Source organism: Dechloromonas agitata is5 (assembly GCF_000519045.1).
Lineage (GTDB): Bacteria > Pseudomonadota > Gammaproteobacteria > Burkholderiales > Rhodocyclaceae > Azonexus > Azonexus agitatus.
Genome location: NZ_KI912532.1, coordinates 1,919,904 through 1,939,873, shown reverse-complemented (window position 1 = coordinate 1,939,873; position 19,970 = coordinate 1,919,904). Strand labels below are relative to the sequence as shown.

14 protein-coding genes are annotated in these 19,970 nt (G+C 65.4%); 10 read left to right on the top strand and 4 right to left on the bottom strand.

The window, feature by feature from the left end; all coding sequences use genetic code 11:
* Positions 1 to 3: 3 nt before the first annotated feature.
* Genes K420_RS0109535 through K420_RS0109525 form a run of 3 tightly spaced genes read right to left on the bottom strand, consistent with a single transcriptional unit; the run spans position 4 to position 3,135 of the window.
* Complete coding sequence (locus K420_RS0109535; protein WP_027457858.1) at positions 4 to 552, bottom strand: NADH-quinone oxidoreductase subunit B family protein; 549 nt, start codon at positions 550 to 552, stop codon at positions 4 to 6.
* Position 553: 1 nt separating this feature from the next.
* Positions 554 to 1,255 carry a 2Fe-2S iron-sulfur cluster-binding protein gene (locus K420_RS0109530; protein WP_027457857.1) on the bottom strand — a complete coding sequence of 234 codons (702 nt, stop codon included), beginning with the start codon at positions 1,253 to 1,255 and terminating at the stop codon, positions 554 to 556.
* Positions 1,252 to 3,135: an NAD(P)H-dependent oxidoreductase subunit E gene (locus tag K420_RS0109525; RefSeq protein WP_027457856.1), complete on the bottom strand. Its 1,884-nt coding sequence runs from the start codon at positions 3,133 to 3,135 to the stop codon at positions 1,252 to 1,254. Before K420_RS0109525 ends, K420_RS0109530 begins: the two co-directional genes overlap by 4 nt.
* Positions 3,136 to 3,372: 237 nt before the next feature.
* Here K420_RS0109525 and fabI point away from each other — a divergent pair, with 237 nt between their 5' ends.
* The 5 genes from fabI (at position 3,373) to K420_RS0109500 (ending at position 7,927) form a co-directional block, all read left to right on the top strand.
* Complete coding sequence (gene fabI / locus K420_RS0109520; RefSeq protein WP_027457855.1) at positions 3,373 to 4,155, top strand: enoyl-ACP reductase FabI; 783 nt, start codon at positions 3,373 to 3,375, stop codon at positions 4,153 to 4,155.
* 64 nt (positions 4,156 to 4,219) lie between these two features.
* The gene (locus tag K420_RS0109515) at positions 4,220 to 4,795 is read left to right on the top strand and encodes a hypothetical protein (RefSeq protein ID WP_027457854.1); all 576 of its coding nucleotides are present in this window, start codon (positions 4,220 to 4,222) and stop codon (positions 4,793 to 4,795) included.
* Positions 4,796 to 4,799: 4 nt separating this feature from the next.
* Positions 4,800 to 5,282 (top strand): hypothetical protein, encoded by a 483-nt coding sequence (locus K420_RS0109510; RefSeq protein ID WP_027457853.1) that lies wholly within the window; start codon positions 4,800 to 4,802, stop codon positions 5,280 to 5,282.
* 42 nt (positions 5,283 to 5,324) lie between these two features.
* The gene (locus K420_RS0109505) at positions 5,325 to 6,743 is read left to right on the top strand and encodes a bifunctional enoyl-CoA hydratase/phosphate acetyltransferase (RefSeq protein WP_027457852.1); all 1,419 of its coding nucleotides are present in this window, start codon (positions 5,325 to 5,327) and stop codon (positions 6,741 to 6,743) included.
* Between the two features lie 2 nt (positions 6,744 to 6,745).
* The gene (locus K420_RS0109500; protein WP_027457851.1) at positions 6,746 to 7,927 is read left to right on the top strand and encodes an acetate/propionate family kinase; all 1,182 of its coding nucleotides are present in this window, start codon (positions 6,746 to 6,748) and stop codon (positions 7,925 to 7,927) included.
* Positions 7,928 to 7,974: 47 nt separating this feature from the next.
* On the opposite strand, the gene K420_RS0109495 is transcribed toward K420_RS0109500, so the two are convergent.
* Complete coding sequence (locus K420_RS0109495; RefSeq protein ID WP_157275055.1) at positions 7,975 to 8,277, bottom strand: hypothetical protein; 303 nt, start codon at positions 8,275 to 8,277, stop codon at positions 7,975 to 7,977.
* Positions 8,278 to 8,369: 92 nt separating this feature from the next.
* On the opposite strand from K420_RS0109495, the gene K420_RS19705 reads away from it, so the two are divergent.
* Genes K420_RS19705 through K420_RS0109470 form a run of 5 tightly spaced genes read left to right on the top strand, consistent with a single transcriptional unit; the run spans position 8,370 to position 19,968 of the window.
* Positions 8,370 to 11,567 (top strand): PAS domain S-box protein, encoded by a 3,198-nt coding sequence (locus tag K420_RS19705; RefSeq protein ID WP_051453044.1) that lies wholly within the window; start codon positions 8,370 to 8,372, stop codon positions 11,565 to 11,567.
* A complete protein-coding gene (locus tag K420_RS18575) occupies positions 11,564 to 14,542 on the top strand; it encodes an EAL domain-containing protein (RefSeq protein ID WP_051453043.1) in 2,979 nt (992 codons plus the stop codon). Before K420_RS19705 ends, K420_RS18575 begins: the two co-directional genes overlap by 4 nt.
* Positions 14,532 to 18,092, top strand: coding sequence for a PAS domain-containing protein (locus K420_RS19700; RefSeq protein WP_051453042.1), 3,561 nt, complete (start codon positions 14,532 to 14,534; stop codon positions 18,090 to 18,092). Before K420_RS18575 ends, K420_RS19700 begins: the two co-directional genes overlap by 11 nt.
* On the top strand, positions 18,089 to 19,405 hold the full coding sequence (locus K420_RS0109475) for an HD domain-containing phosphohydrolase (protein WP_027457849.1): 1,317 nt from the start codon (positions 18,089 to 18,091) through the stop codon (positions 19,403 to 19,405). Before K420_RS19700 ends, K420_RS0109475 begins: the two co-directional genes overlap by 4 nt.
* A complete protein-coding gene (locus K420_RS0109470) occupies positions 19,402 to 19,968 on the top strand; it encodes a response regulator (RefSeq protein WP_027457848.1) in 567 nt (188 codons plus the stop codon). Before K420_RS0109475 ends, K420_RS0109470 begins: the two co-directional genes overlap by 4 nt.
* Positions 19,969 to 19,970 lie beyond the last annotated feature (2 nt).

Here is a 19,970-nt window from a genome sequence, read left to right as displayed (position 1 = left end):
CGGTTAGTCGTAGTGCATCAGGCCGTGGCCCAACTCGGGCTCGCGGCCGGCCAGCAGGTCGGTCAGCACCTTCCAGATTGCGTCGCCGGACGGTGGGCAGCCGGGGATGAAGTAATCGACCTTCACCACCTCATGGATCGGGTGCACCTGGTCGAGCGGCAGCGGCAGTTCCGGATCGTTGGGGATCATGCCGTTGGCCAGCCCCGGGCTGGTGTGATAGACCTCTTCGAGGATGGTGGTCAGCGGCAGGTGGTTGCGCTGCGCCGGCAGGCCACCGTTGATGGCGCAGGCGCCCATGGCGATCAGGATCTTGCAGTTCTTGCGAAACTCGCGCAGAACATGCACGTTCTCGGCGTTGCACAGGCCGCCCTCGATGATGCCGATGTCGCAATCCGGACTGCAGTGCTTGATGTCGGTCAGCGGCGAACGGTCGAACTCGATATGCTCAAGCAGCGTGAACAGTCGCTCGTCGATGTCGAGGAAGGACATGTGGCAGCCGAAGCAGCCGGCCAGCGAGGTCGTGGCGACCTTCAGTTTCTTCTGGGTGGTCATCTCACTTGCCCTCCGTCACGGTGTCGGCAATCGGCGCCTTGTCGTAGGTGCGCTCGCCGATCGGCACGGCAAAACCGCGCCGCTTCTTGAGGATGACCCCCACCGGGCAGACCTGCGCCGCCTTGTCGTCCAGTGTGAAGTCGGTATCGCCCAACTGGCCGGACTTGGCATTGACGATCAGGTGCGTCCCGATGCCCCGACCGGAGAGCGCGAAAACGTTCTTGCCGTCGACATCGCGGCTGGCCCGCACGCACAGCGAGCAGAGAATGCAGCGATTGAAGTCGAGCAGCGCATCGGGGTGGGAGGCATCGACCGGCCGGCTCGGGAAGAAGTGGTCGTAGTGCGGGCTCATCATGCCGAGGTGGTAGGCGGTGGCCTGCAACTGGCAGTTGCCGCTCTTCTCGCACGACGGGCAGAAATGGTTGCCCTCGACGAACAGCATCTGGGTCAGCGCCCGGCGTTCGGCGTTGATTTCCTCGGTATCGCTTTCCACCACCATGCCCGGCGCAGCGCGCATGGTGCAGGACGCCGTGTGCCGGCCGTTCACCTTGACCGTGCATAGCTTGCACGAGCCATGCGGCTTGAATTCCGGGTGGTAGCAGAGGTGCGGGATGAAGACCCCGGCCGCGCTCGCCGCCTGGATGATGGTCTGCCCCTCGGTGAAGGGGATGGTCTTGCCGTCGAGCGTAAAGGTCAGGCTCATGCTGCACCTCCGTGTTCCGTGCTCAGGTGGGCTGCTGCGTCATCACGCCCGGTCATTTGCCGCGCCGCAGCCAGCGCCCGGTCGAGGTTGAAGGCCGGGGTGAAGTCCTGCTGCGTCATGCGCTGGTCGTAATACGGCCGGAACTTGGCAATGGTGTCGAGCACTGGGTTGCAGGCCGTGTGCCCCAGGCCGCAATGGCTCATCGACTGCAGCAACTGGTTCAGCTTCTCGATTTCGGCGAAGTCGTAGGGCGAACCGCAGCCGTTGTGCAGCTTGTCCATCAGGTTCTTCAACAGCGAGGTGCCGACCCGACACGGCGTGCAGAAGCCGCAACTTTCGTGCTGGAAGAAATGCACGTAGTTGCGCGCCACCTGGAACATGTCGCGCGTCTTGTCGAAAATAGTGAAGGCGCCGGCGGTCGGGATGTCCTCGAAGCCGATGATGCGGTCGAACTCATTCTCGGCCACACAGATGCCGGACGGCCCGCTGACCTGCACGGCCTGGGTGTCCTTCGCCCCGCAATCGTCCAGCACCTGGCGGATGCTGACGCCAAAGGGGTATTCGTAGATACCCGGCCGCGCGCAATCGCCGGACACCGACAGAATCTTGGTTCCGGCCGAGTGCTTGGTGCCGATGCCGGCATACCAGTCGCCCCCCTTCAGCGCGATCATCGCCGCCGCGGCAAAGGTTTCGACGTTATTGACGATGGTCGGCTGGTCGAGATAGCCATTGGTCACCGGGAAAGGCGGCCGGTTGCGCGGCGTGCCGCGCTTGCCTTCGAGCGACTCGATCAGCGCCGATTCCTCGCCGCAAACGTAGGCCCCGGCACCGACGTGGATCTCGATATCGAAATCCGCCCCCGGGATGCCGAGGATGTTCTCGCCGAGCAACTTGTCCCGGCGGCGCCGGGCGAGGACGGCGTTCAGGCGGTCGAGCAGGTATCGATATTCGCCACGCAGATAGACGAAGCCCTTGGTCGCCCCCACGGCATAGGCCGCCACGGTCATGCCTTCGAAAACCAGATCGGGAAAGGTGGACAGCAGCACGCGATCCTTGAAGGTGCCCGGCTCACCCTCGTCGGCGTTGCACACCACGATACGGCGATGGCCGGGCTTGAGCTGGGCATTGCGGCAGGCCTCCCATTTCAGGCCGGTGGTGAAGCCGGCACCGCCCCGGCCGCGCAGGTTGGCGCGCTTGATCTCGTCGAGCACGGCAATCGGCCCGCCCATGCCGCTCGGCAAGCCTTCGCGCCAGGACCGCATGTTGGAGGCCATCAGGCCTTCGTCGGGCGCCCGGGCGCGGGCGGCGCGCAGCGCCTCACCCGGCTTGAAATCGGCGGTGAGCAAGATGTCGGCCCGGCGGATGTTGTCCTCGACCTTGAAGAACTCGGCCGGCCAGTCGGCCAGCGGCACCTTGCCGCGAATCAGCTCGGCAATGGCGTCGATGCGCGCTTCGGTCAGCCCGGCAATCGCCAGGTTATTGACCAGCAACGCCGGCCCCTGGTCGCACATGCCGGTACAGGCCGTCTTGCCGACGCTGACCAGGCCATCCTCGGACACCTTGCCGCGCTCGACCCACAGGCTGTTGCACAGGCGCTCCATCAGCGCCCGGTTACCCTGCATGCGGTCGGTGATGTTGTCGGAAAACAACACCCGGTACTGGCCGCGTGGTTCGGTGTAAAGGAAGGCATAGAAACCGGCGACGCCCTCGATCTTGGTGCGCGGCACCCCGAGGGTTTCCTGCAGGCGGTCGATGGCTTCCGGCGAAATCCAGTCGCAGGCTTCCTGTATCTCGCGCAGGATCTGCACCATGTTCGAAGCATCGCGCCGATGGCGCGCCACCACCCGGTCGACCACACCGGCAACGGCTTCGGCATGCATTGCGTTGAGTGCCACGACAACCTCCGACAAACGACCTATGACAGCTACAAGACTAGCACTGCCAGATGACCATTTCTTGTCTTATATCAAGTATCCCAACCCCGGGAATCGACAAATCGTCATCCGGCTATGCAAGAATATTGCTGCAGCACAGCATTCCATCAAGCACGCCAAATCAACATTCACCGAAAAGATTGATGCGGCGCACTACCCCGAAAAATTGAAAGGATGATCAGCATGACCACGACCAACGCAGCGCTTCCCCTGGCCGGCAAGAAAGGCCTGATCACCGGCATCGCCAATGACAAGTCCATCGCCTACGCGGTGGCCAAGGCCATTGTCGACCTGGGCGGCGAAATCGCCATCACCTACCAGAACGACAAAACCGCCCGCTACACCCAGCCGCTGGCCGAAGCCCTCGGCGCCAAGCTCTTCCTCAAGCTCGACGTGGCCGAACCGGGTAGCCTGGAAGGTGTCATCGCCCAGTGCGGCGAGGCCTTCGGCGAAATCGACTTCGCCATTCACTCGATGGCCTTCTGCAATGCTGACGACCTGCACGGCCGCGTCATCGATGCCACCGAAGAAGGCTTCGATTCGGCGATGAACATCTCCTGCCACAGCTTCCTGCGCATGGCCAAGGCCCTGGAGCCGCTGATGGCGCACGGCGGTTCGCTGATCACCATGTCCTACCTTGGCGCCGAGCGCGTCGTGCGCAACTACGGCGTGATGGGCATCATCAAGGCGGCGCTCGAATCGGCCGTCCGCTACATGGCCTACGACCTCGGTCCGAAGGGCATCCGCGTCTTCGCCGTGTCGCCCGGGCCGATCATGACCCGTGCCGCGTCCGGCATCGCCAACTTCAACACCCTGCTGGAGAAGGATGCCGAGAAGGCTCCGCTCGGCCGCACCGTGACCATCGAGGAAGTCGGCGCGCTGACCGCCTTCCTGTGCACCTCGGGCTCGTCGGGCATGACCGGCCAGACCATCTACGTCGACGCCGGCGCCCACATCGTCGCCTGATGACAAAACGCCCGGCAGGCATGGCCTTCCGGGCAGTCGACCAACCCAGCCTGCGGAGACCGTCATGGCCGACCCGGAAGGACTCCTCCCCGACCCCGTACCCGATCACCCGCTGCTCAACGGCCGCCGGGAAATCGGCCGTGGCGAGAGCACCATCGTCCTCGAAGCACCGACTGTCGATGGCCAGGAGCGCGTCTACAAGGTGCTCTCCTCGCCCACCGACTACGCCTACTACACCGCCGAAGACCGGCCGACCGGTCGCCACTTCCCGGTCGTCTATGCCGACCATGGCACCGCCGGCCGCTCCAGCCGGGGCTTTCCCTTCCATATCGTCGAGGTCGAGCGCCTCTACCCGCTGCCCGGTTCCGGCGATGCCGCCGAGGTGGCGACCAAGCTCACCTCCTCCTACTACGACGCCTGCCTGATGTGGCGCAACCTCGCCCAGGACATGGGCCGCATCGCGCTGCACCACCTGACCGTCACGCCGATGGGCTGGAGCGATGCGGTCAAGGAATCGCTGCAGGCGCTGGAGGTCTTCTCGGACGAATACGGTGCGCTGCCCGATCTGATCAAGGCCGACAACCTGATGATGCGCAAGGACGGCACCCTGGTTTTTTCCGACCCGGTGTTCATGGAATGACGGCATGACAATCAGCAAAATCCAATACACCTCGCGCAAGCTGGCCGAGCAATTGCGCGGTTCGCCCTACATGGCCGTCATTTCGATTACCGATCCGGCAACGCCGGAGGCCAGGCTCGACCCGCTGTTCCGTCACGTGCTGCGCCTGTCTTTCTTCGACGCGGTGCCGGCCGACGAATTCATGCCGGCCTGCCCCGGCCTGTTCGACCATCACATGGCCGGGCGGATCGGCACTTTCGTCACGGAACTGCACGCCGCCCCCTTCGAGATTTCGCTGATGGTGCATTGTGAATATGGCATCAGCCGCTCGGCGGCGGTCGCCCTGTTCGCCGAGGCGCTGACCGGCGCCCCGCTCGATGCCCGCGAATTCACTTACGAAGCCAACCAGTGGGTGATCGACCAGCTCGAAGCCCGCCACCCCGGGGTGTGCATCGAGGTACCGCAGCCCCTGTACAGTATCGAACGACGCCGCGAAAAGCGGGCCTGACCCGCCCGCTCCCCCAACCCGCTCGAATGCCTGGAGCACGCCATGAACCAACAAGCCGAACAGCGCTATCTGGTCAACAAGACCTTCGATGAAATCCGGATCGGTGACACCGCCTCGCTGACCCGTACGCTGAAGCCGGAAGACGTCAAGCTCTTCGCCATCCTGACCGGCGACGTCAATCCCGCCGTGGTCGATCCGAAATTTTCTGAGAGCGGCATGTTCCGCGAAGTCATCGCCCACGGCATGTGGAGTGGCTCGCTGATCTCCACCGTGCTCGGCACCCAGTTCCCCGGCCCGGGCACCATCCTGGTCGACCAGAGCCTGCACTTCGCCCGCCCGGTGACCATCGGCGACGCCATCACCATCACCGTCACCGCCAAGCAGAAATTCGAGCACAACAAGCACGTCATCTTCGACTGCGTCTGCACCAACCAGGAAGGCCTGCAGGTCGTGCGCGGTTCGGCGGAGATCCTCGCCCCGCTGGAAAAGGTATCGCGCCTGCAGGAAGTGCACATGCCGGAGATCCGCATCGACGACAAGCACGAGCGCTACACCCACCTGCTGGAGCGGGTGAAGGGCCTGGAGCCGATCCCCACCGCCGTCGCCCATCCCTGCGACGAGGAATCGCTGAAGGGCCCGGTCATGGCCTTCCAGGCCGGCATCATCGAGCCCATCCTGGTCGGCCCGGAGAACAAGATCCGCGCCGTCGCCGAGGAATTCGGCATCGACCTGCGCGGCATCCGCCTGGTGAACGCTGCGCACAGCCACGATGCCGCCGCGCTGGCCGTCTCGCTGGTCCGTACCGGCGACGCCGAGGCGCTGATGAAGGGCAGCCTGCACACCGACGAGCTGATGGGCGAGGTCGTCGCCCGCGCCAACGGTCTGCGCACCAGCCGCCGAATCAGCCACGTCTTCGTGATGGACGTGCCGACCTACCATCGGCCGCTGCTCATCACCGACGCGGCGATCAACATCGCACCGACACTGGAAGAGAAAGCCGACATCATCCGCAACGCCATCGACCTCGCCCACGTCATCGGCATCCCGGAGCCCAAGGTGGCCATCCTGTCGGCCGTCGAAACGATCAACCCGAAAATCCAGTCGACGCTCGACGCCGCCGCGCTGTGCAAGATGGCCGACCGCGGCCAGATCAAGGGCGGCCTGCTCGATGGCCCGCTCGCCTTCGACAACGCCGTGTCCATCGTCGCCGCCAAGACCAAGGGCATCAAGTCGGCCGTCGCCGGCCATGCCGAGATCCTCGTCGTGCCCGATCTCGAATCCGGCAACATGGTCGCCAAGCAGCTCGAATACCTGGCCAACGCGCTGACCGCCGGCATCGTGCTCGGCACCAAGGTGCCCATCGTGCTGACCAGCCGTGCCGACAGCGCCGAAACCCGAACCGCATCGTGCGTCATCGCCGCACTGATCGCCCACGCCAACCGCAAGAACGGAACCACCTGAAAATGAAGCAAGGAATCCTGACGATCAACGCCGGATCGTCCTCCATCAAGTTTGCCCTCTTCCCGCTCGACCGCCCGATTTCCCCGGAGGCCGAGGTCTCCGGCCAGATCGACGGCATCGGCGCCGAAACCACCAGGATGGTCGCAAAGAACAAGGCCGGCGAACGCATCGCCGACCAGCTGCTCGAAGGCGGCAAGGTCAGCCACGCCCAGGCCTTCGACGCCCTGCTCAAGTGGTTCACCGCCAGCCACGCCAACTGGCAGATCGTCGCCGTCGGCCACCGTGTGGTGCATGGTGGCGAGCGCTACTCCAAGCCGACCCTGATCGACGACGTCGTGCTCGGTCATCTGCAGAGCTTCATCCCGCTTGCCCCGCTGCATGAGCCGCACAACGTCGCCGGCATCATCGCGCTGCAGGCCCTGCTGCCCAGCGTGCCGCAGATCGCCTGCTTCGACACCGCCTTCCACCGCAGCCAGCCGGACGTCGCCCAGACCTTCGGCCTGCCGCGCCAGATCACCGCCGAGGGCATCAAGCGCTACGGCTTCCATGGCCTGTCCTACGAGTACATCGCCCGCGCCCTGCCGCAGCATTCCGGCCGCGCCACGGGTCGTGTCGTCGTCGCCCACCTTGGCAACGGCGCCAGCATGGCGGCCATGGTCGACCGCAAGTGCGTCGCCACCACGCTCGGCTTCTCGACCATCGACGGCCTGATGATGGGCACCCGCTGCGGCAACCTCGACCCCGGCGTCATCCTGCACCTGATGGAAACCAAGAACCTGTCGGTCAAGGACATGACCCGGATGCTCTACAAGGAATCCGGCCTGCTTGGTGTCTCCGGCCTCAGCCAGGACATGCGCACCCTGCTCGCCAGCGACAAGCCGGAAGCCGCCGAGGCGGTGAACCTGTTCTGCTACCGCATCGCCCGCGAACTCGGCTCGCTCGCCGCCGCGGCCGGTGGCCTCGACGCGCTGGTGTTCACCGGCGGCATCGGCGAGCACGCCGCCGAAGTGCGCCGCCGCGTCTGCCTGCAATCCGAATGGCTGGGTATCCGCCTCAATCCGGAAGCCAACGCCCGCCACGAACTGCGCATCTCGGCCGGCAACAGCAGCGTCGATGTGCTGGTCATCCCGACCAACGAGGAATGGATGATGGCGCACCACGCGCAAACCCTGCTCGGCCTGTAAGCCTCCCCGGCTGCCGCCGCTTCAGCCGCCCCTTTTGGGCGGCTTTTTCATTTCAGCGGAGCGGCACAGGGGAAAATTTTCCATCCAGCCATGCGGGGGCGCTGCGTTTCATGGCGCTCGGCAAGCCTCTCGATTTTCTCTGCCCCCTTGCGCTGAAAAGCGATTTTCCAGCTTAAAATTTTGACAAAATTCACACCCAAGCTGCCGAAATCTGTAATAAAGTCAAAACAACCGCCTTCCGGGCACTTTTCAACAAAGAGCGCCGGCATCCCCGGACGGACGGAGAACGCGGAAGACCACAGGGAAAGCTCGGGAAGGCGCACGCCACCCGGACAGTGATGGCCACCCATGCTGCGCTCTCTGCTGACACCAGGAATCGGCTGGATGGCGGAGGGGGATAGCAGCCTTCTTTTTCGACAAGGCCATCGGCACGACAAGAACAATGAAATTCGACAGGATTTCCCGCAGCACACGGCTCTGGCTGGTCATCGGCCTGACCGTCCTGCCGCTCATCCTGCTCACGCTCAGCGAGTATCGCCAGGAGCGCGACGCAGCCCTGGCCCGGATCGAGTTCGAAGCCCGCCTATCGCTGAAGGCCGCCGAATTCGCCGAGGAAGCCAGCATCCGCGAAATCCGGCTGATCCTCCAGACCATGGCCAATGCAGACGAGATGGCCAGGCGCGACCCCCTCGCCTGCGAGGGCCTGGCCCGCGGCCTGATGAGCGTGCACGGCGAACTGCACAACCTCGGAGCAACCGATCTGGATGGAAATGTCTTCTGCAGCGCCATTCCGTCAGGCAAACCGGTCAACCTGGCTGACCGCGGCTGGTTTGTCGAGGCCCGCCAGACCCCCGGTCTGACCACCGGCCATTTCCTGGTCGGCCGCATCTCAGGCCAGGCGGCCATCGCCTTTGGCTATGCCCTGCCGAATGCCGTCCTGTTCGCTTCGACCAGCAGCAACTGGTTCGACCGCTTCACTGACCTCGCCACGCTGCCGGCCGACTGGACTTCTCGCATCCTGACCCGTGACGGCAAGGCCGTGGCGCGGTATTTCCACCCCGAAAAATCCAGCGATGACGAACTGGATCCGGCAAGCCGCCAGCTCTTTCTCGCAGCATTGGCCGACCACCAGAGCAAGGTCGTCATGCGGGATATCGACGGTATCGAACGCCTTTTCGTGATGACGCCGATGCATGTCGCGAACGGCGAACTGCTGCTGGTCGTCGGCGTGCCGACCGCCCAGTCGCTCGACCTGGTCGAGGAACAGTTCCGCCGTCGCCTGGTCGCCCTGCTGCTCATCACGCTGCTCTCGGCCGGTACCGCCCGCCTGCTCCTGCACGAAATGGTCGACCGCAAGTTCGGCGAAGCGCTGGCCGAAATGACCCGTCTGAAGAAGGCGCTCGACGACGTACCGGCCTTCATCTATCTGAAGGACACCGCGAGCCGCTACCGCTACGCCAACCGGGCGACGCTCAAGCTGTTCGGCACCGATGCCGAGTCGGTGAAGGGCAAGACGGATGACGAATTCTTCCCGCCGGCCACCGTCGAGGCGCTGCACGAAGTCGACCGGCGCGTGCTGGCCGGGGAGCACACCGATGAAATCATCACCGTCAACGGTGCACAGGGGCAACGTGTCTTCTACCACGAGATCAAGTCGCCCCTCTGGGAAGAAGACGGCAAAACGCCCTGGGGGTTGTGCGGCATTTCCATCGACATCACGCAAAGCCGCCTGGCCGAAGAGGCGCTCGCCAAGCTCTCCCGTGCCGTCGAGCAAAGCGCCGAGAGCATCATCTTCACCGACCTCGACGGCAAGATCGAATATGTGAACGATGCTTTCCTGGCCGTCACCGGCTACACCCGAGAGGAAGTGGTCGGCCGGAACCCGCGCCTGCTGCAATCCGGCAAGACGCCGCGCGAGCGTTATGCCGCCTTGTGGTCCGCCCTGCATGCCGGCGAGGCCTGGCGCGGCGAACTGATCAACAAGCGCAAGGATGGCAGCGAGTTCCTCGAACAGGCGACCATTTCGCCCATCCGCCAGCCGGACGGCACGATCAGCCATTACTTGGCGGTCAAGACCGACATCACCGAACTGCGCCACCACGAACAGGAACTGGAGGAATACCGGGCCGGCCTGGAACGCCTGGTCGCGCAGCGCACCGAGGAACTGGCCCTGGCCAAGGAGGCGGCGGAGGTAGCCAGCCGGGCGAAGAGCACCTTCCTGGCCAACATGAGCCACGAAATCCGCACGCCGATGAACGCCATCATGGGCCTCGGCTTCCTGCTCGGCCAGTCACCGCTCAATGGCGACCAGCAGGACAAGGTGCGCAAGATCCACGTCGCCGCCAAACACCTGCTCAGCATCCTGAACAACGTCCTCGACCTGTCGAAGATCGAGGCTGGCAAGATGACTCTCGATCACTCCGTTTTCAGCCCGACCGAGGAACTCGCCGCCGTCGCCTCGCTGATTGGCGAGGAAGCACGGCGCAAGGGCCTGGCCGTGATCTGCGCGACGGATGACCTGCCTCCCTTCGTCAGCGGCGACCCGACCCGCCTGCGCCAGGCGCTGATCAATTTCGCCGGCAATGCCGTCAAATTCACCGACCAGGGCAGCATCCGGCTGCACGGCCAAATCGTCGACCGCCAGCCCGATAGCTACCTGCTGCGCTTCGCCGTCACCGACACCGGCCACGGCATCGCACCGGACCTCCAGGCCCGGCTGTTCACGGCCTTCGAACAAGCCGACACCAGTTCGACCCGCCGTCTGGGTGGCACTGGCCTCGGCCTCGCCATCTCCCGCCACCTGGCACGCCTGATGGGCGGCGATGCCGGGGTGGACAGCAGCCCCGGCCAGGGCAGCACCTTCTGGCTCACCCTCCGCGTCGGCCGGACGACCACGGCCCGCCAACCGGTCGACGCCACCGACCTGGACGGCGAGGCGCTACGCCGCGAGCCGCCGTGGCGCATCCTGCTCGCCGAGGACAGCGAGATCAACCGCGACATCATCGCCGAGATCCTCGGCGATGTCGGCATCACCGTCGACACCGCCGAAGATGGCGGGCAGGCCGTCACCAAGGCCGGGCAGGCCCCCTACGACCTGATCCTGATGGATCTCCAGATGCCTGAAATGGACGGCCTGGAAGCAACCCGGCGCATCCGCCAGGCCGGTCCGAACCAGAATGTGCCGATCATCGCGCTGACCGCCAACGCCTTCGACCAGGTGCGCCAGGAAACCCGGCAGGCCGGCATGAACGATTTCGTCGCCAAGCCGGTCGAGCCGGCCATGCTGTTCACCGCGCTGCTCCGCTGGTTGCCGGCGGCGCCGGCAGCACCGGCCGTTGCCGATGCGCCCCCCGAGGTCACGCCCGACCTGGCCGAACTGGCCGGGCAACTCGACCAGCTGTGCCAAGCGCTGCGCACCGGCGACATCGCCGCCAGCCATCTTTACCCTGCCCTGCGCCCGGCCATCCGCCAAGCCATGCCGGGCGGCGACCTGCTTGCCCTCGACCAGAGCATGGCCGGCTACGCCTACGACGATGCGCTCCGCCTGATCGAGCACTGGCAAAGCAGTGCCCGCGGCGGACAAGCAGGCGGCGCGGGGCTAGAATCATCCGGACAAGCGCAATACGGAGTGACGTCGTGAGCACGGATACCCCCTCCATTTTTCCCGATCTGCCCCTGGCAGGCGCCAACGGTGACAAGCCGCTGATCCTCGTCGTCGACGACACGCCGCTCAATCTGGAGACCCTGGCCGAAATGGTGCGCTGCGGCGGGGCCAACGCCCGGGTCGCCAACTGCGGTCAGACCGCCCTGCGCTTCGCCCGCCTCGAACCACGGCCGGACCTGATCCTGCTCGACATCATGATGCCCGACATGGATGGCCACGCCGTCCTCGCCGAATTGCGCAAGATGCCGGAAACCCGCGACATCCCGGTCATTTTCGTCACCGCGCAAACCGACGAACTGGAGGAGGAAAGGGGCATTCGCGAAGGGGCGGCCGACTACCTGACCAAGCCGGTCAAGATGCCGGTGCTGATCGCCCGCATGCGGGCCCACCTCGAAGCTAGCCGCGCCCAGTGGCTACTCGCCAACCAGAAAGCCTGGCTGGAAAAGGAAGTGGACCGGCGCGTCGCCGAGAACACTCAGCTGAAGCGCCATCTGACCCTGGCCCTGGAGCGGACCGGTTTCGGCATCTGGGAGCACGACCATGCCCACGACCGCAACCGCTGGAGCGAAGGCCTGCGCCAGATGCTCGGCTATGCCCGGGAACCGGAAGCGGTAGCCGAGTTCATGAACCTGATCCACCCTGAGGATCGTCCGGTCATCGAGGCGCTGGTCGCCCATCCTCGCCGCGACGAAGCCTTGGTTGCCGAATTCCGCATCCGTCACCACGATGGCGACTGGCGCTGGGTCGAATCGCGCGGCCGGACGGTCGAATTCGACGCCGCCGGCCAGCCGGCGCTGATGATCGGCACCCTGCTCGACATCACCGAGCGCAAACAGGCCGAAGCCGAACATCGCCTGGCCGATCTGGTATTCACCGGCATCGGCCAGGGCATCTGCATCACCGATGCCGAGAGCCGCATCCTGCGCATCAATGATGCGTTCAGCCAGATCACCGGCTACACCGCCGCCGAAGCCATCGGCCAGACACCCCGCCTGCTCAAGTCCGGCGTCCATGGGGCCGCCTTCTATGCCGAGATGTGGCGGGCCATCCACCAGTACGGCAACTGGCAGGGCGAAATCACCAATCGCCACAAGGACGGTTCCCTGGTCACCGAATGGCTCTCGATCAGCAGCCTGCGCCAGGCCGGCGGCGTCGCGTCGCACTATGTCGGCATCTTCAGCGACCTATCGGAACGCCAGGCGGCAGCCGAACGCATCAACTTTCTGTCGAGCTACGACACACTAACCGAACTGCCCAACCGCACCCTGTTCGACGACCGCCTGCAACAGGCGCTGCTCACTGCCCGCCGCTTCGAGCGGGGTACGGCGCTGATCCTGCTTGACCTCAACCGCTTCCGCCTGGTCAATGACACGCTCGGCCCGCCGGCCGGCGATGAAATCCTGGTCGAGGTCACCCGCCGCCTCAAGCTGCAGGTACGCGAGGGGGACACCGTGGGCCGCCGGGCCGGCAACGAATTCGGTTTCGTGATGGCCAACCTGAGCCACGAACGGGACGCCCTGGCCCTCGCCCAGCGCATGTTGGACGCCATCTCGGTGCCGTTCATGGTAGCCGGGCAGTCGGTGGCGATCACGGCCAGCATCGGCATCAGCGTCTTCCCCAAGGACGGCGAAACCGTCGAGGCCATGCTCCGCTCGGCCGATGCTGCCCTGCTGCGCGCCAAGCAGTCCGGGCGCAACACCTTCAACTTCTATTCGCCGGAAATGGACGCCGACGCCGCCCGCCGCCTGTCGATCGAAACGGCGCTCCGCACCGCCCTCGCCAACGACGAGTTCAGCGTGCATTACCAGCCGCAGGTCAGCCTGGAGAGTGGTCACATGATCGGCATGGAGGCCCTGCTGCGCTGGAATTCGGCCCAGCTCGGCCCGGTGCCCCCCGTCGAGTTCATCCCGATCGCCGAGGAAACCGGCCTGATCGTCCAGATCGGCGACTGGGTGCTGCGCACCGCCTGCCGGCAAACCAAGGCCTGGCTCGATCTCGGCCTGCTGCCGCTGCATGTCGCCGTGAACCTGTCGCCCCGCCAGTTCCGCCAGGCCGACCTGCCCGCACAGGTCGCCGCCGCGCTGGCCGAGAGCGGCCTGCCGGCCTCGGCGCTCGAACTGGAAATCACCGAGAGCGCCTTCATCGACGATGTCGCCGAAGCCGTCGCCATGTGCCGCAAGCTGAAGGCACTCGGCATCAAGCTGTCGCTCGACGATTTCGGCACCGGCTACTCGTCGCTCGCCTACCTGTCGCGCTTTCCCTTCGACAAGATCAAGATCGACCAGGCCTTCGTGCGCGACATCGTCAACAACCCGGTCAATGCGGCCATCGCCTCGGCCGCCATCGTCATGGGCCGCAGCCTCAACCTGTCGGTCCTCGCCGAAGGCGTCGAAACCGAGGCCCAGGCCAGCTTCCTGCGCAGCCGGCGGTGCGACGCGATCCAGGGCTACCTGTTCAGCCGCCCGCTGCCGCCGGACGAATTCGCCCCCCTGCTCCGCAACAACAAGCTGCTGCCGCTCGCCGTGCCCGTCGCACCGCAGGAAAAGACGCTGCTGCTGGTCGATGACGAGCCGCACATCCTGAGTTCGCTGACCCGCCTGCTGCGCCGCGAAGGCTACACCATCCTGACCGCCACCTCGCCGACCGAGGCCTTCGAGATACTCGCCCAACAACCGATCCAGGTGGTGATCTCCGACCAGCGCATGCCGGACATGTCGGGTACCGAGTTCCTCTCCCGCGTCCGCCAGATCTACCCGGCGACCATCCGCCTGGTGCTCACCGGCTATACCGACCTGCAGTCGGTGACCGACGCAATCAACCATGGCGCCATCTACAAGTTCCTGACCAAGCCCTGGGATGACGACCAGCTGCGCGAGCAGATCCGCGAGGCCTTCCGCATGGCGCATCTCAACGAGGAGCAAAGCTTCAGCGAGAATTCCGGTGAACCGTAAGAGCATCCTCGCCTTCCTGCGCTATTTCCTGCCATTGACCGGCATCATTGTGCTCGTCAGCTATTTCTATGCCGACAGCCATCGCGATGCCGAGCGCAGCCACCGCGAAGCGGCCGAGCAGCTCAACGTCCGCCTCGGGGCCGGCATGCTTGACCGCCGACTGCTCATCGTCGGCCGCGATCTGCGCCTCGTCGCCACCAGCCGGGCGCTGAAGCGCTACCTCGAGCAGGGCGAACCGCAGGAACTCGGCCGCATCGCCGAGGATTTCCTCGGTTTTGCCGAGGCTCGCGCCGCCTACGACCAGGTCCGCCTGCTTGATCCGGCCGGCCAGGAAATCGTCCGTATCGACCACGATGGCCAGCAGGCCCGCATCCGCGCGCCGGCGCAATTGCAGAACAAGGCCGACCGCTATTACTTCCGCGACAGCATCGGCCTGCCCGCCGGCAGCATCTACGTTTCGCCGCTCGACCTGAATGTCGAAAACGGCCAGCTCGAAACGCCCCATCGCCCAACCCTGCGCCTGGCCATGCCGCTGGCCGACAGCCAGGGCCGGACGCGCGCCCTCCTCGTCCTCAACTATCGCGCCGGCGAAATGCTCGGCTACGTGGCCGACGTGACCGCCCAAGCCGCCAACCACCTGATGGTCGTCAACCCGGAAGGCCATTTCCTGCTCGCCCCCCGGCGCGAGGACGAATGGGGCTTCATGCTCGGCAAACCCGAGCTCAGCCTGGCCCACCGCTACCCGGCAAGCTGGGCCCGCATCCGGGACATGGAAGCCGGGCAATTCGCCGACAGCGCCGGCTTGTGGACCGTCGCCACCACCCACGCCGCGCGCGGCCTGCTGGACCAGCCCGACCGGGCCACCCGCGGACTGGCCGACGGACCTTCCTGGAAGGTCATTGCCCTGCTGCCGGCCAGCGCCCTGCCCGGCCTGTTCGACGACAAGCAAATCGTCCCCTTGGCCGGGCTGCTCCTCGCCCTGGCCGCGGCGGCATCGGCCGCCCTGGCGCGCGGCAAGCTGCAGCGGGACTCGACCGAGACGCGCTTCCGCGCCTATTTCCAGCGAGCCATGGTCGGCATGTCGATCAACTGCCCCGACAAGCGCTGGGTGGCCGTCAATCCGGCGATGAGCCGGATTCTCGGTTATCCGCCCGAGGCACTGCGCGGCAAGACCTGGGAGGAACTGACCCACCCCGACGACCTGCCGGCCAGCCTGGCCGCCTTCGAACGAATTATGCGCGGCGAAAGCGACGGCTTCGAGTTGGAGAAACGCTACCTGCGCGCCGATGGCCAGGCCGTCGAAACGCGCGTCGCGGCCCAGGCCATCCGTCGCCCGGACGGCAGCGTCGACTCCATCCTCACCATCGTCGAAGACATCAGCGAGCGCATCGCGGCCGAAAAGGCCGTCCGCGCCAGCGAGGAGCGCCTGCGCCGGCTGGGCGACAACCTGCCCGACAGCTACCTGTTCCAGTGCCGCGCAGGCCCGGATGGCCATCTGCAATTCACCTATCTCAGCTCCGGCGTCGCACAGGTGCATGGCATGCCGGCCGAAGAAATCCTGGCCGGCACCGCGCCGCTGTTCGGCTCGGTCGACCCCGCCCACCTGCCGGGCCTGCGGCAGGCCATCGCCGACAGCGACCGCGAGCAGTCCGACTTCCAGCAGGAATTCCGCGTCCGCCGGCCGGACGGCACCTGGCGCTGGCTGCAGGTGCGCTCCCGCCCGCGGCGCCAGCCGGATGGCAAGAGCGAGTGGGACGGCGTGGCCACCGACATCACGGCACGCCGCGAATCGGAGGCCCTGCTCGACCAGCAGACCCGCCGGGCCCATGCCCTGCTCGAACTGCCCTGGCTGCGCAAGCAAATGGAGGAGGCGGAATTCCTCCGCCATGTACTCGGCAGCATCGCCGAATTCACCGGCAGCAGCACCGGTTTCGCCTATGCCATCGGCGATGGTGGCGACCTGCTGCAACTCGCGGCCTGCTGGCCCGCCCCGCCGGACGGCGCAGGCCCCATCGCATGCCGGCTCAGCCAGGCCGGGCAATGGGCCGATGCGCTGCGCCTGCGCCAGCCCATCCTGATCGACGCCTACCCGGCCGGCGAAAACGACGCCTGCCTGCCGCCCGGCACCGCACCCAGCCGCCTGGCCGGTGTTCCGGTCTACGGCGAGGATGGCATCCAGCTGCTGGTCTGCGTCGCCGACAAGCCCGAGCCCTACACGCTGCAGGACATCGAAACCATCCAGTTGATGGCCAACACCAGCTGGCGTATCGCCAGCCAGCACCGCATCGACCAGGCCCTGCACGTCGCGCTGCAGGTGGTGAACGCCAGCCCCGTGGTCTGCTTCCGCTGGCGGGCAACGGCGGGCTGGCCGGTGATTTTCGTTTCCGACAACGTCACCCGTTGGGGCTACACCGTCGCCGGATTGATGGCCGGCAAACCCGCTTTCGCCGACATGGTGCACCCGGACGACCTGGCTCGTGTCATCGACGAAGTGAGCCGTTACACGGCCGAAGGGCGCAACGACTACCTGCAGGAATACCGCCTGCTGACCGGCGACGGCCGGGTCATCTGGGTTTCCGACCGCACCCAGGTCGGGCGCAACGCCAGCGGCGGCGTCGATTTCTACGACGGGGTGGTGACTGACATCACCGAACGCCGAGCCCAGACCGAGGAATTGACCGCCACGCTGGCCGCCCAGCGCCAGTTGAACAAGCGCCTGGAAGAAGCCCACAACCAGCTGCTGCAATCGGAAAAGATGGCCTCCATCGGCCAGCTGGCGGCGGGCATCGCCCATGAGCTGAACAACCCGATCGGCTTCGTCCATTCCAACCTTGGCACCCTGGAAAGCTACCTGCGCGACGTGATGGAGATCATCGACGCCTACGACCACAGCCTGGCCGTGGAAGGCGACCTGGCCACCCGCCAGGCTGCCATCGCCCGTCTGCGCGAGGAGCGCGATTTCGACTACCTGCGCGGCGACATCGTGCAGTTGCTGAGCGAATCGAAGGATGGCCTGGCGCGAGTACGCAAGATCGTCCAGGACCTGAAGACCTTCTCGCACGTCAGCGAGCAGGAATGGCAGTGGGCGGACCTGCACCAGGGGCTCGACTCGACGCTGAACATCGTCTGGAACGAACTGAAATACAAATGCCAGGTGGTCAAGGAATATGGCGACCTCCCCAAGGTGCACTGCCTGATCTCGCAGCTCAATCAGGTTTTCATGAATCTGCTGGTCAATGCCAGCCACGCCATCGAGAGCAAGGGAACGATCACCATCCGTACCCGCCGCCAGGGCGACGACGCGGTATGCGTCGAAATCGCCGATACCGGCAAGGGCATCGCCCCCGAGCACCTGACCCGCATCTTTGAGCCGTTCTTCACGACCAAACCGGTCGGTAAGGGGACGGGGCTCGGTCTGTCGCTGTCCTATGGCATCATCAACCGGCATCATGGCCGGATCGAAGTCGATAGCGAACTCGGCATCGGCACCACCTTCCGCCTCATTCTTCCGATCAACCCACCCGAAAATTCACCGGAGACTTCGCGATGAGCGAAACCGCCGCCCCCGCCACCCTGCTCTTCGTCGATGACGAACCCAGCATCCTGTCCTCGTTGCGTCGCCTCTTCCGGCCGCACGGCTACCGCATCCTGATCGCTGAAGGCGGCGCCGCCGGCCTCGCGCTGCTCGAACAGGAACCTGTCGACCTGGTCATCTCCGACATGCGCATGCCGGAAATGGATGGCGCCACCTTCCTCAAGGAAGTCCGCCAGCGCTGGCCAAACACGCTGCGCATTCTGCTCACCGGCTATGCCGACGTGACCTCGACCGTCGCTGCCATCAACGAAGGCGAGATCTACCGCTACATCGCCAAGCCGTGGGACGACAACGAGATCGTCAATACGGTACGCGAAGCCCTCGACCGCGGCCGCCTGGAAGCCGAGAACCGCCGCCTGACCGCCCTCACCCAGGCCCAGAACGAGGAGCTGAAGGCCCTCAATGCCGGTCTGGAGCAGAAGGTAGCCGAGCGCACGGCGGAAGTCCGCCAGGCCTTGGCCATGGTCGAGAAAGCCCATGGCGAACTGAAAAAATCCTTCCTGACCAGCGTTCAGGTCTTCGCCGGTCTGAGCGAACTGCGCAGCGGCCAGAACGGTGGCATCCTGGCCGGGCATGGCCGCCGCGTCGCCGACTGGGCTCGCAACCTGGCGCAGCGCCTGGCGGTCGGCGACGCCGAGGTGCAGAACGTCATGCTGGCCGGCCTGCTGCACGATATCGGCAAGCTCGGCCTGCCCGACGAGCTGCTCAGCAAGCCCTTCAACATGCTGACCGCCGACCAGCGCGCCCAGGTCATGAAGCACCCGCAAATCGGCCAGAACCTGCTGATGGCCATCGAGCGGTTCAAGGATGTCGCCACGCTGGTCCGCCACCACCACGAATGCTTCGATGGCACCGGCTACCCGGATCACCTGGCCGGCATGGCGATCCCGCTCGGTGCCCGCATCCTGAGCGTAGTGAACGACTACGATTCGCTGCAGATCGGCACCCTGGTCCAGCGCCCGTTGCGGGCGGAAGAGGCGCTCGTCTTCCTGATCGACAATCGCGGCAAGCGCTACGACCCGACCGTGGTGGACGCCTTCGTCAAACTGATTGCCGAAACCCGCAAGAGCGGCCCGGTCGAACTGCCGCTGCGCACCATGCACCTCAAGCCGGGCATGATGCTGACCCGCGAACTGGCCCACCGCGACGGCTACCTGCTGCTCGCCAAGGGCAGCGTGTTGACTGCCGACATCATCAGCCAGCTGATCCGCCTGGAACAGACGGAGCAGCACAACCTGACCCTCTACATCCGTTCGGAGGAAAAATGAGCCGCGTCATGCTCGTCGACGACGAGGAAGCCATCCTCAAGTCACTCAAACGTATCCTGCGCCTGGCACCCTGCACCTTTGGCGGCAAGACCTTCACCCTCGACGTCGAAACCTACACGTCGCCACAGGAGGCGCTCGCCGCCGCCCGGCGCGACGATTACGACCTGTTCATCAGTGACTACCGGATGCCGATCATGGACGGCATCGAGTTCCTCAAGGCAACCAAGGAAATCCAGCCCGACGCCGCCCGTCTGATCCTCTCCGGCTACGCCGATCTCAACGCCCTGGTACGGGCGGTGAATGAAGTCGGGATCGATCGCTTCATCGGCAAGCCGTGGAACGACTACGATCTCCTGTCGGCCATCGGCCAGGCCCTCGCCCACCGCGAACTGCTGCTCGAGAACCGCCAGCTCGCCAACCTGGTGCGGATGGAGATGGGCGACACGACGCCGGAACAGGTCGAGGCCGAACGCCTGGAAGCGATCGAGCCGGGCATTACCGACGTCAACTGGGGACCGGACGGCTCGGTCATCCTTGACCCCGAATTCCGACTCAAGGACTGACC

Bases quoted from the DNA above. Each gene is read 5' to 3' on its own strand.
- K420_RS0109470 (WP_027457848.1), top strand. From the start codon at position 19,402: ATGAGCCGCGTCATGCTCGTCGACGACGAGGAAGCCATCCTCAAGTCA.
- K420_RS19705 (WP_051453044.1), top strand. From the start codon at position 8,370: ATGAAATTCGACAGGATTTCCCGCAGCACACGGCTCTGGCTGGTCATC.
- K420_RS0109525 (WP_027457856.1), bottom strand. From the start codon at position 3,135: ATGCATGCCGAAGCCGTTGCCGGTGTGGTCGACCGGGTGGTGGCGCGC.
- K420_RS0109500 (WP_027457851.1), top strand. From the start codon at position 6,746: ATGAAGCAAGGAATCCTGACGATCAACGCCGGATCGTCCTCCATCAAG.
- K420_RS0109530 (WP_027457857.1), bottom strand. From the start codon at position 1,255: ATGAGCCTGACCTTTACGCTCGACGGCAAGACCATCCCCTTCACCGAG.
- K420_RS0109510 (WP_027457853.1), top strand. From the start codon at position 4,800: ATGACAATCAGCAAAATCCAATACACCTCGCGCAAGCTGGCCGAGCAA.
- fabI (WP_027457855.1), top strand. From the start codon at position 3,373: ATGACCACGACCAACGCAGCGCTTCCCCTGGCCGGCAAGAAAGGCCTG.
- K420_RS0109475 (WP_027457849.1), top strand. From the start codon at position 18,089: ATGAGCGAAACCGCCGCCCCCGCCACCCTGCTCTTCGTCGATGACGAA.
- K420_RS0109505 (WP_027457852.1), top strand. From the start codon at position 5,325: ATGAACCAACAAGCCGAACAGCGCTATCTGGTCAACAAGACCTTCGAT.
- K420_RS0109535 (WP_027457858.1), bottom strand. From the start codon at position 552: ATGACCACCCAGAAGAAACTGAAGGTCGCCACGACCTCGCTGGCCGGC.
- K420_RS0109495 (WP_157275055.1), bottom strand. From the start codon at position 8,277: ATGGGTGGCCATCACTGTCCGGGTGGCGTGCGCCTTCCCGAGCTTTCC.
- K420_RS0109515 (WP_027457854.1), top strand. From the start codon at position 4,220: ATGGCCGACCCGGAAGGACTCCTCCCCGACCCCGTACCCGATCACCCG.